The following is a 13765-nucleotide window of genomic DNA, read 5'->3' on the forward strand; positions in this document are numbered from 1 at the left end:
ACTTTTCAGACAGCCGCTCATAAAATTGGGGCCGCGCCGATACAATCATTTCACGGTTTGGAAGGGGACATCGAGGGATAGCAGGTAGCGTATGGCAAGTTTAACAACTGCTCCACTGGTCATCCGTCAGGCGCAAGTCTTGCTGCCGGATGGAGCGATGGCGCTGCGGGATGTGCGTGTCGAGAATGGGGCGATCGCCCAAATTTCTCCAGACCTTCCCCCAACGCCGGATGACATCCTCATCGACGCAGCAGGGCTGACATTGTTGCCAGGGGCGATCGATCCGCAGGTGCATTTCCGCGAACCAGGGCTGGAGCACAAGGAAGACCTGTTCACCGCCAGTTGCGCCTGTGCCCAGGGCGGCATTACCTCGTTTCTGGAAATGCCCAACACGCGCCCGCTGACGATTACCCAGGACGCATTGGACGACAAGCTGCGCCGCGCTTCGGAGAAGTGCCTAGTCAACTACGGCTTTTTTATCGGCGCAACGCCGGAAAATCTGCCCGATCTGCGGACGGCGAACCCGGTCTGCGGCATCAAGGTCTTCATGGGGTCGATGCATGGGCCGCTGCTGGTGAATGACGACGATGCGCTGGAGCGAATTTTCTACCGCGACCTGAGCGACCCGAATTACGAAAATCGGCTGATTGCCGTCCACGCCGAAGACATGGCGAGAATCCTTCAGCGGCGCGAAAAGTATGCCGGGGTGAGCGATCCGGCGATTCATTCCGTGATTCAAGACAACGAGGCGGCGCTGATTGCCACGAAGCGGGCGCTGGCTCTATCCAAAAAATATCAGCGGCGGCTCCACATTCTGCACCTGTCTACGGGTGAGGAGGCGGAACTGCTGCGGCAAGACAAGCCCGCTTGGGTGACGGCCGAAGTCACGCCCCAGCACTTGCTGCTGAATACCTACGCCTACGAAACCATCGGCACGCTGGCGCAGATGAACCCGCCGCTGCGATCGCCCCAGGACAATGCCATTCTCTGGCAAGCGCTGATGGACGGCGTGCTGGACTTCATCGCCACCGACCACGCCCCCCACACGCTGGAGGAAAAAGCCCAGACCTATCCCAACACCCCCTCTGGAATGCCCGGTGTGGAAACCTCGCTGCCGCTGATGCTGACCCAAGCCGCCAAGGGACGCTGCACCGTCGCCCAGGTGATGAACTGGATGTCTACCGCCGTGGCCCGAGCCTACAAAATTCCCAACAAAGGGGCGATCGCCCCCGGCTATGATGCTGACCTAGTGCTGGTAGACCTTAGCACCTACCGCCCGGTGCAGCGAGAAACGCTGAAAACCAAATGCGGCTGGAGTCCCTTTGAAGGCTGGGATCTGACGGGTTGGCCGGTGGTTACGATTGTCGGCGGCCAGGTGGTTTTTGATCACGGCACGCTGAATACGGCAGTGCGAGGGCAGGCGCTGCGGTTTGAGTGAGGAAGGAAAAAACGAAGAACGAAAAACGAAAAACAAAAAACGAAAAACGAAAAACGAAAAACAGAACCTCTTCCCTCTTCGTTCTTCCCTCTTCCCTCTTCGTTCTTCCCTCTTCCCTCTTCCCTCTTCCCTCTTCCTCCAGCCCCCTTCTGCTATATCGTGAAAAAGGCAGACGAGCGGACGAACCTCGCATGACACTATCGGAAATTGGCGTAGCCGTCGTGGGCACTGGGTTTGGGCAAAAGATCCACATTCCCGGTTTCCAGATTCATCATCAAACGAAATTGGTTGCGGTGCAGCACCGCGATCGCCCCAAGGCAGAGGCGATCGCCCAGGCGCACGGTATTCCCCACGCTTGCCAAACGGTGGAAGAACTAGTAGCCCTACCAGAGGTGCAGGCAGTCAGCGTCACCACGCCGCCGTTCTTGCACTACGAGCAGGCGAAAACCGTGCTGAATGCAGGCAAGCACTTGCTGCTAGAAAAGCCCACGGCTCTGTCGCTAGCCGAGGCAGAGGAATTGCAGAATCTGGCCCAGTCCAAAGGACTCGTTGCGGCGCTGGATTTTGAGTTCCGCTTTGTGCCCACCTGGATGCGGCTGGCAGAACTGCTGGCCGAAGGTTTTGTGGGGCAAAAGCGGCTGGTGAAGGTGGACTGGCTGGTGAGCGGTCGCGCCGATGCCAATCGCCCCTGGAACTGGTACGCCCGCAAAGATCAGGGCGGCGGGGCGCTGGGAGCGCTCGGTTCCCATACGTTCGACTATTTGCGCTGGCTCTTTGGCCCGGCGACGCGGCTCTGCGGCAGCCTCAGCACCACCATTCCCACCCGACCCGACCCGATCACGGGCGGGCCGAAACCCGTCGATTCGGACGATACCTGCCGTGTCTGGCTGGATCTGGCGGACGGAACGCCCGTGCAAATCACCCTTAGCACCGTCACGTTTCAGGGCCGTGGGCATTGGGTGGAGGTGTATGGCGATCGCGGTACGCTGGTTCTCGGCAGCGATCATCAGACCGATTATGTCCACGGTTTTAAGCTCTGGGCTGCTCCGGCGGGGCAGTCGCTCCAGGAGGTCGAAATTCCCGATCGCCTCGCGTTTCCCCAAACCTACCCGGACGGTCGGCTTGCGCCGTTTCTGCGGGTAGTGGATAGCTGGGTGCGGGCGATCGCCCAGGAATCGTCACCCATGCCCACGCTGGTCGACGGGGTCTATTCGCAGCGGCTAATCGACCGCACCCACGAATCCCATCAAAAAGGGGGCTGGGTGAGCCTGTAGTGACCCGTTCCAGCCCCCTGGTTTGTCAAAGCAGACTAGCGAACTAGCGACCAACCTGCCCCTACCGGCCGGTAAAGTTGCTGCGACCGTGGTCAATCCCAGAGCCAGTCACGCTGCAAAAACTGCGGCTGACCGACGTGCCGCCGCTGGTCTGGATGTTGCAAGTGCCAGACGCAGAAACCGTGCGATAGCCCATCTCAGAAGAGCGGAATTGGCTAATCTGAAGTTCCACCGCACCCTCAAAGTTGCTTCGCACCGTGCCAATGTACTCGACGTTGAAGCGCCCACCCGTGAGGCTAAAGGAACCGTTGCGGTTTTGGCGACCAATCACTAGCTGGGCCTCGCCGGAGCCGTTGTAGCGGGCGTTGTCGATAGTGCCCGTGCCGCGAAATACGTCGTTCGTGGGCGTGGGGGAGGGGGCAGGAGAGGGGGCAGTGGTGGAGAGGTATTGGCCAAAGACCCAGCCTTCGCCGCCCCGCTCGCCCACCACAAAGGCCCAGTTGCCCTGGCGGCGGATAATCTCGACGCGATCGCCACGACGGAGAACGAAGGTGACTGGGAAACTGGTGCCTGGGCCGCTGCGAACGTTTAGATCATTGACCGTCACTGTCGCAACTTGGGCCAGTGCAGCCGTTGCTGCAATGACCAGGGCTGAGCAGGCTGCGAGACCACCTGCGATCCAGTGTTTTACACGCATATGAATCATCAATTCCTGTTTTTGAGAACACAACAAAACGAACGCTAACGGTTCGATAAAAGCGCAGTAGAATTCACCCAAAATCAGCGCTCATTACACAACGCTTGTTACACAATACCTTCACACCAGCGCGTACGCTGCGTTAACGTCCTGCGTGATGCAAGTTAACTCTTGTGTTTGATAAGCGGCTTGATAAACCTGAAGCTGATCCTAAACGCTTAAACTTTACCAGATTTGCCCAAAATCACTTCAAAAAATAGAGAAAAATTTCCTTAAGAGCTTCGTTCTCCAGCAAGTTCCCGGCAAGTCTCCGATCAAGATAAACCAGCATCATCGCACAATCTCTTTTGCATCCTCTGTTTTTTTCACTTCTCTTTTGATGCAGTAGCGATTGTGAAACAGATTTAAGCCGAAACAGATTTTAACCAATGCATTGGGTAGTGCCAAAAGTATCGGTTCTAAGGGATCGGCTCAGGGATTGGCTCTATTGACGATCGCCCAGCCAGAATGCCAAAGATAGAACAGCGCAACGCGATTTCTTTTGGGCGATCGCCATTATCTCTTTGTTCGTACTGTTTGCACTGTTTGCGCTTTTTGCACTGTTCGTACTGTTTGCACTGTTTGCGCTTTTTGCACTGTTTGCACTGTTTGTACTGTTTGCGCTTTTTGCACTGTTTGCACTGTTTGTACTGTTTCTTCGCCGATACTCCGCATGTATTTGTCAAAATCTGACTTCAAGCTGGCTCGGTCTTGCCCCACGAAGCTTTACTACCACAAGCTGGGCTATCCTTCGGTGCAGGCCGGCAGCGAGTTTCTGGAACTGCTGGCAGAGGGCGGATACATTGTGGAGGCGATCGCCAAACTGCGATTTCCAGACGGAGTTCGGGTGCAAGCCGAAGCAGACCCAGAAGCGGCAAATGCAGAAACGCTGGCGCTGCTGAACCGTGCAGACTCTATCACGCTGTTTGAGGCAACCTTATTGTGCGATCGCGTCGTGGCGCGGGCCGACATTTTGGTGAAACGGGGGCGACGGATTGACCTGATCGAAGTCAAGGCCCGATCCTTCGACCCCACCGAGTATCAAAAGCGCATCGCAGAAGGAAAATCCAGTCTGTTTTCGCTAGCGGCCTGGCGCGACACGCTCGAAGATGTCGCGTTCCAAACCCACCTGCTGCGATCGCACTTCCCCGATTTCGAGATTCGCGCCTTTCTCATGCTGCCCGATAAAACCAAACCCTCCGCCATCGACCAACTGCATCGCCAGTTTCAGGTGCGGCGCATTCCAGTAGATGCAGGCTTTTCGCAGATTCAGGTCGAGTTTTTGGGCGACGAAGCAGCGCTCAGCGCGGCCAGCTTTCTGACCCAGATCGATATCACCGCCGAAGTAGAGGCGACGCTGCCGACGGTTCGGGCAGGCATTCGGCAATACACAGCGCTGCTCTGGCCCAGCTTGCAACGGGCCGAACCCGCCCTGTCGATCAGTTGCCGCGACTGCGAATATTGGGTCGAGGACGAAGCCCCGCTCAACGGTTTTCGCCACTGCTGGGGCGACCTAGCAGACGTGTCGCCGCATCTGCTAGATCTGTATCGCGTCGGCAGCCTGGGCGATCGCGCCAATGAACTGATTCAGCAGGGCAAGGTTAGCCTGTACGACGTAACGCCGGAGTTGCTCGTCAAAAAAGACGGCTCCATGAGCGCCTACAGCGATCGCCAACTGCGCCAACTCCATCACACCCGCGAAGACACCGAGTGGGTTTCGGCAGAGCTGGCGGACATTTTAGACAGTTTTGACTATCCGCTGCACTTTATCGACATGGAAACCTGTGCGCCTGCCATTCCCTGCTACGGCGGGATGCGCCCCTACGAAACGATCGCCTTCCAGTGGAGTTGCCACACGCTGACCGCACCCGATGCCGAACCGCAGCACGAATGCTGGCTCTGCACCGAAGACGAGTTCCCCAACTTTGCCTTTGCCGAATCGCTGATGCAACGCCTCGGCAGCACGGGCACGCCCTTTATGTGGAGCAAACACGAAAACACCGTGCTGCGAGAAGTGCTGGAGCAAATGACCCGGCGCGGCTATGACAACTCTGCCCTGCGCGACTGGCTGGGCCACACCGTCAAGCTCAACGGGGGCGATCGCGGCCGCTTGGTCGATCTCTGCCAGCTCACAGAAAAGCACTACCTCCATCCCCAGATGCGCGGCAGCACCTCGATCAAAGTCGTGGTAGAAGCAATCTGGCGCACCAATCCAGCCCTGCGCGATCGCTTTCCAGAATATGTCCGCTATGACGAGACCGGCCGCCTGCTCAGTCCCTACAAAGCACTACCCACGCAGTCGATCCACGGAGCGGCGATCGCCGTCACCGAAGGCCCTTCCGCCATCCGCGCCTACCGCGCAATGGTTCACCATACTGAGGGCCCCTGCGACCCCGCCACCCGCGACCAGTGGAAAGACCTGCTGCTGCAATATTGTCAGCTTGACACCGCCGCAATGGTGATGGTCTGGTGGCACTGGGCGGGACTGTTGGGAGGGAGAGAGAGGGGGGGGTGAGGGAAGAGGGAAGAGGGAAGAACGAAGAGGGAAGAACGAAGAGGGAAGAGGGAAGAACGAAGGGGGAAGAATGGGGTTTTCGTTTTTCGTTTTTCGTTCTTCGTTTTTTCTACAGCACCCGCAGTACGCTGGGAATCTCCGCCACGCCCTCAAAGCCGCGAATCTCCGCGAGGGCTTTGCGGAAGTTGCCCTCGCGCACGTCATGGGTGACAACGACGATTTCCGCTAGGTCGTCCTGAAAGCCAATCTGCACGACTGATTCCAGACTCACGTCATGGTCGCCAAAGCACGTTCCCAGTCGCCCAATCACACCGGGCATATCGCGAGTAAGGAAGCGGGCATAGAAACGGCTGACCACGTCATCCATTGGGCTGATGGTGCAGTAGTGCTGATGGATGCAGGCCAGCAGCGGATGCAGGTCGGCAGTGGCATGGGGCGACCTGCCACCCGTTGCTTTCAAAATCGCCACGATGTTTTGAATATCGGACACCACGGCGCTGGCGGTGGGGCCAGACCCCGCACCCCGTCCAAACAGCATCACCTGCCCCACCGGGTCGCCTTCAAACAAAATCGCGTTGTAAACATCATTGACGCTGGCGAGGGGGTGGCTCTTGGGCAGCAGCGTCGGGTGGACGCGCACTTGCAGATGGTCGGTTGCGTCGTCCGGGGCGCTGGGTTCCCGCAGGGCCGTGGCCAGCAGCTTGATCACAAACCCTAGGCGATCGGCGTAGGCGATGTCGGCGGCGCTGATGCTGCGGATGCCTTCGCAATAGACTTCGGGCAGCTTGATGCGGCCGCCAAAGGCGAGGGAGGCCAGGATGGCAATTTTGTCGGCGGCATCGAGGCCGTCTACGTCGGCGGTGGGGTCGGCTTCGGCATAGCCCAAGCGCTGGGCATCCGCTAGGACTGCATCAAAGTCTGCGCCTTCGCGGGCCATGCGCGTCAGGATGTAGTTGGTCGTGCCGTTGACAATGCCCATGACGCGGTGGATGCGGTTGACGCTGAGGGATTGTTTCAACGGCTGAATGACTGGAATGCCGCCTGCTACGGCCGCCTCGATCATGACGTACACCCCGGCAGTGCTGGCTGCATCAAAGATTTCGTCGCTGTAGCGGGCAATGACGGCTTTGTTGGCGGTGACGACGTGCTTGCCGTGGGCGATCGCCTTCAAAATGAGCGATCGCGCTGGCTCTAGCCCGCCAATCACTTCCACCACAATGTCAATGTTTGGATCGGTGACGATGGCTTCTAGGTCAGTGGTCAGCAGGTCGGCGGGCAGATCCACCGGGCGCGGCTTGTCGAGCGATCGCACGCCCACTTTGCCAATCTCGATTTCCTGCACCAGCGGATGGCGCAACTCCGGATTCAGCAGAATCTCTGCCGTCCCTGCGCCCACCGTTCCCAAGCCCAATAGCCCAATCTTGAATGCCACAGTTCTCGACCCGTGAAAATCATCTTCCCCCCAATTGTAGGAGGGAATGTCTGCGCGGGTGAGGGCACTGCTGCTCCGAAAAATTCGTATCCAGGGTTCGCCCCGGCTGCTCCAGGCATTTGGTCGATGCGTTCCGGTGTAAGCGCTGGGTTTTGTGAGGCCTTGACAGGAGGCTTTAGGGCGATCGCCAAAAGTCTCGATGCACCGCTACGATTTCATCCTCCAGCGCATCGAACGGCCCCCAGACGCGAATTGGCTTTTGTCCGGCGGCAAATACCTGGCGACAGGGCAGGCTCAGCGTTGGGTTTTGCGCGTCGCTGCCCGTCAGCGCCAGCAGGCTAGTTTCGGCAATACCATAGACCAAGCGCCCAATGTTGCCCCAGTATTGCGTTCCCGCACACATGACGCAGGGTTCAGCCGTAGTGTAAAGGGTGCAGTTCCATAGATACTCTGGGCTGAAGTTGGTGCTGGCGACTCGCACCAGCACGGATTCGGCGTGGTTCACCGTGTTGACGTTGCCCTGTTCTAGCAGCACCGTTTCGTGATCTGGCGCGACGAGAATTGCCCCGAAGGGATGATGCCCAAAGCCCCTAGCGCGGAGGGCGATCGCATTTGCCCGCCGCAGATGATGCAGCATTTGTGCTGGCGTGGGGTCTGGATGGTCGAAGGTGTAAGGCATAAGGCATACGTCTTTCTCAAAATTCGCGCTTACACCACACTCAGCGCGACTCCGCAAAATTAAGCTCGCCCATGACCGACTATATCCCAGCATCGCTCCGCCAATTTGTCACCCAGCGAGCATCCGAAGCCTGGGAGTATTGCCTAATCCATCAGACTTTCTCTACCTATCGCCATGAGGTTGACCCGAATGTTGCTTGACGAGGATTCCGCTTACACTGACCCGCCCACTGGCCCGGGCCTCAGAAAAACTTGCGGCAAAGCTGGCGATCGCCCTCGTTCAGGGTCGGATGGGTTTTAAAGTAATCCCGCAGCCAGTTGCAGCCGTAGCGCATCAAGTCCAGATCCAGCAGAGAATCCATATTCCAGATAATGGCCACCCGGTCTTCGCCCCCCGATACCACTGTTTTCCCATCGGGGCTAAAGGCAATCGATCGCACGCCCGAATTGTGCCCTTGCAGATTAAACAAGCGCCCGGTGGTGCGATTCCACAGAGTCACGGTATTACCCATGTTGCCGACTGCAACCTGCTGACCGTCTGGACTGATGGCTACCCGCGACAGGCCCAGCCCGTCTACTTCAACCGTTTCTAGCAGTTCTCCCGTGCGGCTCCATCGCCTAATCGTGCGATCGCGCCCCGTAGACACCAGCCACGTTCCATCTGGGCTAAACGCCACCCCCCACACGGCCCCCAGATGGTCTGCCAGGGTTAGCTTCGGTTCTGGAGATAGCCGTCCATCCGGTTCCAGGCCCCACACTTTAACTGTGCGGTCAATCGCTGCGGTTGCCACCTGCCGACCGTCGGGGCTAAAGGCCACGCTCCAGATCCGCGATGCCGGATGCGCCAGAATCGCTTGGTGTGGTGCAAACGAACCGTCTGCCCGGCGCGTCCAGAGCCGCAGGGCCCCGTCGTCTCCCACAGAGGCAATAAGCCGTCCGTCGGGGCTATACTGTACGCTCATAATGGAAGCCGTATGGCCAGAAAGCGCGGTCGTGGTGCGGCTTTGTAGGTCCAGCAAGTAAAGGTTTGTGTCTGCACTACCCAGGGCCAGGGTTTTGCCATCCGGGGCAAATGCGCCGGAGTTGAGCCGCTCTGGCAAGCTGAATTGATTGACTAATGCCCCATCCGATCGCCAGAAGCGAACCTGCGTTCCAGAGATGGTCGCCAATAGCAGCGGCTCTCCGGGGGATTGAGGCTTATAGGCGACTTGCTGGGCAACTTCTGGTAGCCCAATCAGGGGGATCGAGAACGACGACGGTTTCCATAGCTTGACCTGTCCATCTTCTGATGCGGAAGCAATGGTCTGGTTGTCCGCTGCGATCGCCACACTCCGAACAACCGCCTGATGGCCTTGAAATGTTCTCAACGGGGTTCCATCGCTCCGCCAGAGCTTGACTGTCCGGTCGGCGCTGGCAGAGGCGAGGGTTCTGCCGTCGGCGCTAAAGCGGACTTGCAAAACTTCAGCTTCGTGACCGGCCAACGTTTTGGAGAGGCGACCGGCCCGACTCCAAAGCCGGATTTGACTGTCCCCGCTGCCTGTGGCAATCAGTTGCCCATTCGGGCTATAGGCGACACTCCACACAGGCGCATTGCTGACCTGGATGGTACGAATCAAGGTGCCATCCACCGTCCAGAAAGTCAGTCTTCCGTCGGTGCTGCCCGACACAATCTGCTGACCATTGGGACTAAACGCCGCCTGCCAAGTGGCCGCATCGTAGCCCGTCAGGGTGCGAACTAGGCTGCCGTCGGCAACGCGCCAGAGCTTGAGCGTGCGATCGCCACTGGCAGACACCAAAAGGCGACTATCCGGGCTAAATGAAACGTTCCACACCGGGGCAGTGTGCCCTTTCAGCGTTAAGCCCTCGGAGCCATCCAGCGTCCACAGTTGCACCATGCCGTCTACGTTGGCCGTCGCCACATATTGGCCATTGGGGCTGATGCGGATGCCGTGGGGCGTGGCGCTGGTGGACAGGGTGCGAACCAGGGTTCCATCGGGCTTCCAAAGCTTAACGGTGCGATCAGTTCCCCCAGACGCAATCCACTCACCATCGGCACTCTGATCGACTGCTAGGACTCCTCCCTGATGACCGACCAGCCGATTCGTTTCATCCGCACCCTGAACCGCTTGTGCCAAAACCCTGTCAGTTTTCGCATCCAGATCTTGGCGCAGGGTGGGGTCGAGGAATAGCAGCGATTGAAATTTGTGACGTGCCTGAATCGCCTGGAACAGTGCATTGAGCCGCTGGTGTGAGGCGTAGCTGCCCTCTGAAGCAGCGGCGATCGCCCGCACCTCGCTCACTGCCGACCGCTGATAAGCGTTGAGCGCCGCCAAACCAGACAGCACCGCAACCCCCAACGCAATGCTCATGCCCACCAGTAGCCGCCGCTGGCTGCGAGAACTCTGGCGCTCTAGCTCTAGCCGTGCTTCCACCTCTTGCAGCCGCTCCGCTTCGAGCTGCTGCTGCATGATGCGTCGATCTAGCCCCTGGCTGGCTGCCAAAAATTGATAATCTAAATCGCTTAGATATTTGCCCTGGGCCCAATCTACGGCCGCCTGGAGCGCCTGCCCCCGCAGCAGCCGCGATTCATCCTGAAAGCCAGAATCTACCCAGGCATTGAGCGACTGGGCATAGGGACGCAGCCGATCCAGTTGCGTATTTACCCAGGCTTCGTCAAACACGGCTCTGTAAATGCGGTTTTTGACGCGCAGGATGCCGTTGTACTTTTCGACCAGCCCGGAGAGCAGCAGTTGGGTTTGTTCGGGAGAGTCGGGTAGATTTTGGATTTTAGGTTTTGGATTGTTGGAGATTGCAGGTTCGCAGGGCGTTTCTGCACCAGGCTGGGGCAATGGAATCGGGAGCAATGGAATCTGGGGCAATGGAATCTGGGGCAATGGAATAGCCGTGTCGGCAGTTTCTTGCTGCAAGATCTGCTGGTAGAGGCCCAGGAGACGGCTGGCGCATTGCTCGTTAATCAAGAGGCGATCGCGGATTGTTTTCAGGTGTTCTGGCTCGTCTTGCGATTCCCAATGCTGGAGAATGCGCGATCGCACTAGTTGATCAATCCACAGCGCTTCAGTGCCCGGTGGCAGCGCGAGCTTGCCCGATGGAGCCTCCAGCGCAACCTGCACCACCAGATGACACAGCTTTTGGGTCAAAAACGGCTGCCCATTCGTCCAGCCCAAAATCGCCCGCACTACGGCAGACGGCTGGCTGACGATCCCCACCAGCCCTTCGATCAGCGGGGCGACTTCATCCGGCTGAAACCCAAATAGCTCGATCGCTGTGCCAATGTTGAACGGGGTGCGGCGCTTGTCGTCAATCAGGTCAGAGGGCGTGGCTACGCCAAACAGAGCAAAGCTCAACTGCTGAAACAGCGGATTGTGCGATCGCTGGTTATAGCAATGCCGAATCCAGGCAAAGAAATCGCTCACGCCAAAGGGCAGGCTCAGCAGGCTGTCGATTTCGTCAATCAGAACTACGATGGGCTGCTGCCCCGACCGATCTGCTAGAACATCTTCTACAAACTGGTGCAACTGCTGCACGGGCGAGAGGTCGGCGTGGTCATCCCGCCACTGTTTCAAGCTAAGCTGGCCATCCAGACCTACGCCGTGGTGCAGGATCGTGATAATGCCGCGATACCACTGGAGCGGTGTCAGGTTTTCGCTGCCCAGTTGCGTAATGTCGAGATACACGCAGAGACGGCCAGCCTCCTGAAGACGGGCGCTGGTGCGCTGGAGCAGCGACGACTTGCCCATCTGCCGCGAATTCAGCACATAGCAAAACTCTCCCCGAATCAGCGCTTGATAGAGATGCTCATCGGCCTGGCGCACCACATAGGTCGGGTCGCTGGCGCGGAGGCTGCCGCCGACCTGATATCTCATAGCAAGGGCGACTCAGACATAAACTGCTGCCGGAAGTATTGATGGTACAGCCGACAGCGGGACAGCACGCGATTCCCGCAGGGATCGTTTCGCGAATCACCCTCGTAGCGCAGCAAGCCCCGGCTTTCCAGCCGATAGGCCTGGAGCGGGTCTAGCAATACGCTCTGCCCACACTCGGCTAGCGCAACGGCTCGCAGCGCCGCTAGCAGGTCTGGATGCTGCTGTATTGTTACCCAGTGTCGCCAGAGGTGGGGACGAAAAATGCCGCCTGTGGCGATCGCCCCTTGCACCAGTTGCGACAGCGACAGTCCATAGATACAGATGTGATACAACGCCATCCGCACCAGCGCCGGATGGCCCCCAATCAGATCGATCAGTTGCTCCACTTCGTCCATGCCCCAGGGTAGCCCGTGCCGCTGCGCCAGATCCAGCACTTGCTCCGCAGTAAACTCCGGCAACCGCAGCGGCAAGCCGATATTAAAGGGCGATTGATTGATATCCAGCGCCACATACTCTTCGGTAGAATAAACAACCACCAAGCGCAGCTTTTGCAGTGCTAGATCTCGCCGCGACTCCTCATACCACGAGCGCAACAGCGGAAAAAAGTCCTGAGCAAAGGCGGTATGCTCAAAAAATCGATCGATCTCATTCAGCACCAGCACAACGGGCGCGTCGATCTGCTTGAGCAGATAGGTTTTCAGATAAAAGCTACAGCTTAGCTTGCTGCCAATTTCCTCATCCCAATAGTCTTCCAGGTTTGGCGGAATATGGAGCGCCTGCGCCAGCCGCAGACAGAAACTCCGCAAAAACTTGCTGAGATCGTCCAGCAGCGCCAAGTCAAACTGGTTGCAGTCTAGCGTCACCGTGCGATAGCCCTGCGCTTCGGCCACCATCAGCAGGCGCAGCGTCAGCGAGGTCTTGCCCATGCCGCGCGGCGCACGGATCCGAACCACGCAACCGGGTTGAGAAATTTCCTGGTAGGCTAGCGCCTCAATGGGCGGGCGATCGATATAGAACGGTGAGTCGAGCGGCACGGGCCCGTCGGGGTAGGGCAGCGCCCCTGAGAGCGACGGGTTTGAAGGATGAACCGCCGCAGCGGGGCGAGGGCTGGCTTCGGGCCGATGAGTTGGAGGAGGACTAAACAAACCAGGTGATTCGCCGGAGTCTGGTTCTATCTCTGCTCTGGATGACTGGGCAGGCATGGGGCGAGGCGATTCGCTTGGGACAACCTCTGATTCCGCCAAATCGCCGACGACAACGTAATCCCCAGACTGCAAATCTAAATTAAAGCTACTGAAGCAGAGGTGCAGCGTTCTTCGATCGAGGCCGGAGTTGAGAGACCAGAGGCGGCTGAGGGTTTTGGTAGACACCCGAATCCGATCGCCTAGCTCTTCTAACGTAAAGCGTTCACCATTGTTTTCTGCGATTTCTACAGCGGCGATCGCCGCCTGCAATCGCTTCAGCCCTGCATGGGTCAGCACTACTCCTCGCCGTCGTTTCATTTTCGACTGCTTTACTGTACCTGAGGTTGCTCTACCTGATATCGTTGCCCGATCTGCGTCCGTCGTCGCCATAGCCCCTTTTATTTCGCCAGTTCCAATGGTAGCCATGCGGAGCAAGCGACCTGCCGTGAACTACCGTCAGCGATCCGCTCTCTAAATTCAGGTTTAACGCAGGCGATCGCCCGCTTCGTTGACCCATTAGGCCAGTTTTTTGGCCGCTCAGCCCTAATACCCATTCATATTACCCGCAAATCTTGTGTAAAAACTTTAGAGAAATCCCCCATAAGTTTCCTAACTGTCTCTACT

9 protein-coding genes are annotated in these 13765 nt (G+C 58.1%); 4 read left to right on the forward strand and 5 right to left on the reverse strand.

Translation table 11 applies throughout. The features are described from left to right. The first annotated feature begins 91 nt into the window (after positions 1–91). Entirely contained in the window at positions 92–1438 is a 1347-nt protein-coding gene (locus HNI00_RS13095; protein WP_316786819.1) for a dihydroorotase, read from the forward strand. 191 nt (positions 1439–1629) lie between these two features. After that, positions 1630–2712, forward strand: a complete 1083-nt coding sequence (locus HNI00_RS13100; RefSeq protein WP_316786821.1) for a Gfo/Idh/MocA family protein — start codon at positions 1630–1632, stop codon at positions 2710–2712. A 61-nt stretch (positions 2713–2773) separates the two neighbouring features. On the opposite strand, the gene HNI00_RS13105 is transcribed toward HNI00_RS13100, so the two are convergent. Then, positions 2774–3418, reverse strand: a complete 645-nt coding sequence (locus HNI00_RS13105) for an SH3 domain-containing protein (RefSeq protein ID WP_316786824.1) — start codon at positions 3416–3418, stop codon at positions 2774–2776. 703 nt (positions 3419–4121) lie between these two features. On the opposite strand from HNI00_RS13105, the gene HNI00_RS13110 reads away from it, so the two are divergent. Continuing rightward, positions 4122–5963 (forward strand): DUF2779 domain-containing protein, encoded by a 1842-nt coding sequence (locus HNI00_RS13110; RefSeq protein WP_316786826.1) that lies wholly within the window; start codon positions 4122–4124, stop codon positions 5961–5963. A gap of 109 nt (positions 5964–6072) precedes the next feature. On the opposite strand, the gene HNI00_RS13115 is transcribed toward HNI00_RS13110, so the two are convergent. Beyond that, positions 6073–7395 (reverse strand): homoserine dehydrogenase, encoded by a 1323-nt coding sequence (locus tag HNI00_RS13115; protein WP_316786828.1) that lies wholly within the window; start codon positions 7393–7395, stop codon positions 6073–6075. Between the two features lie 175 nt (positions 7396–7570). Further along, a complete protein-coding gene (locus tag HNI00_RS13120; protein WP_225906695.1) occupies positions 7571–8074 on the reverse strand; it encodes a nucleoside deaminase in 504 nt (167 codons plus the stop codon). Between the two features lie 71 nt (positions 8075–8145). Between HNI00_RS13120 and HNI00_RS13125 the strand changes: the two genes are divergently transcribed. Next, positions 8146–8274, forward strand: coding sequence for a hypothetical protein (locus HNI00_RS13125; protein ID WP_316786833.1), 129 nt, complete (start codon positions 8146–8148; stop codon positions 8272–8274). Between the two features lie 41 nt (positions 8275–8315). On the opposite strand, the gene HNI00_RS13130 is transcribed toward HNI00_RS13125, so the two are convergent. Both HNI00_RS13130 and HNI00_RS13135 read right to left on the reverse strand, forming a co-directional pair. Then, complete coding sequence (locus HNI00_RS13130; protein ID WP_316786835.1) at positions 8316–11957, reverse strand: AAA-like domain-containing protein; 3642 nt, start codon at positions 11955–11957, stop codon at positions 8316–8318. Then, a complete protein-coding gene (locus HNI00_RS13135) occupies positions 11954–13459 on the reverse strand; it encodes an AAA-like domain-containing protein (RefSeq protein WP_316786837.1) in 1506 nt (501 codons plus the stop codon). Before HNI00_RS13135 ends, HNI00_RS13130 begins: the two co-directional genes overlap by 4 nt. Positions 13460–13765 lie beyond the last annotated feature (306 nt).

The sequence above is a fragment of the Thermoleptolyngbya oregonensis NK1-22 genome (assembly GCF_032705245.1).
GTDB classification, from domain to species: domain Bacteria; phylum Cyanobacteriota; class Cyanobacteriia; order Elainellales; family Elainellaceae; genus Thermoleptolyngbya; species Thermoleptolyngbya sichuanensis.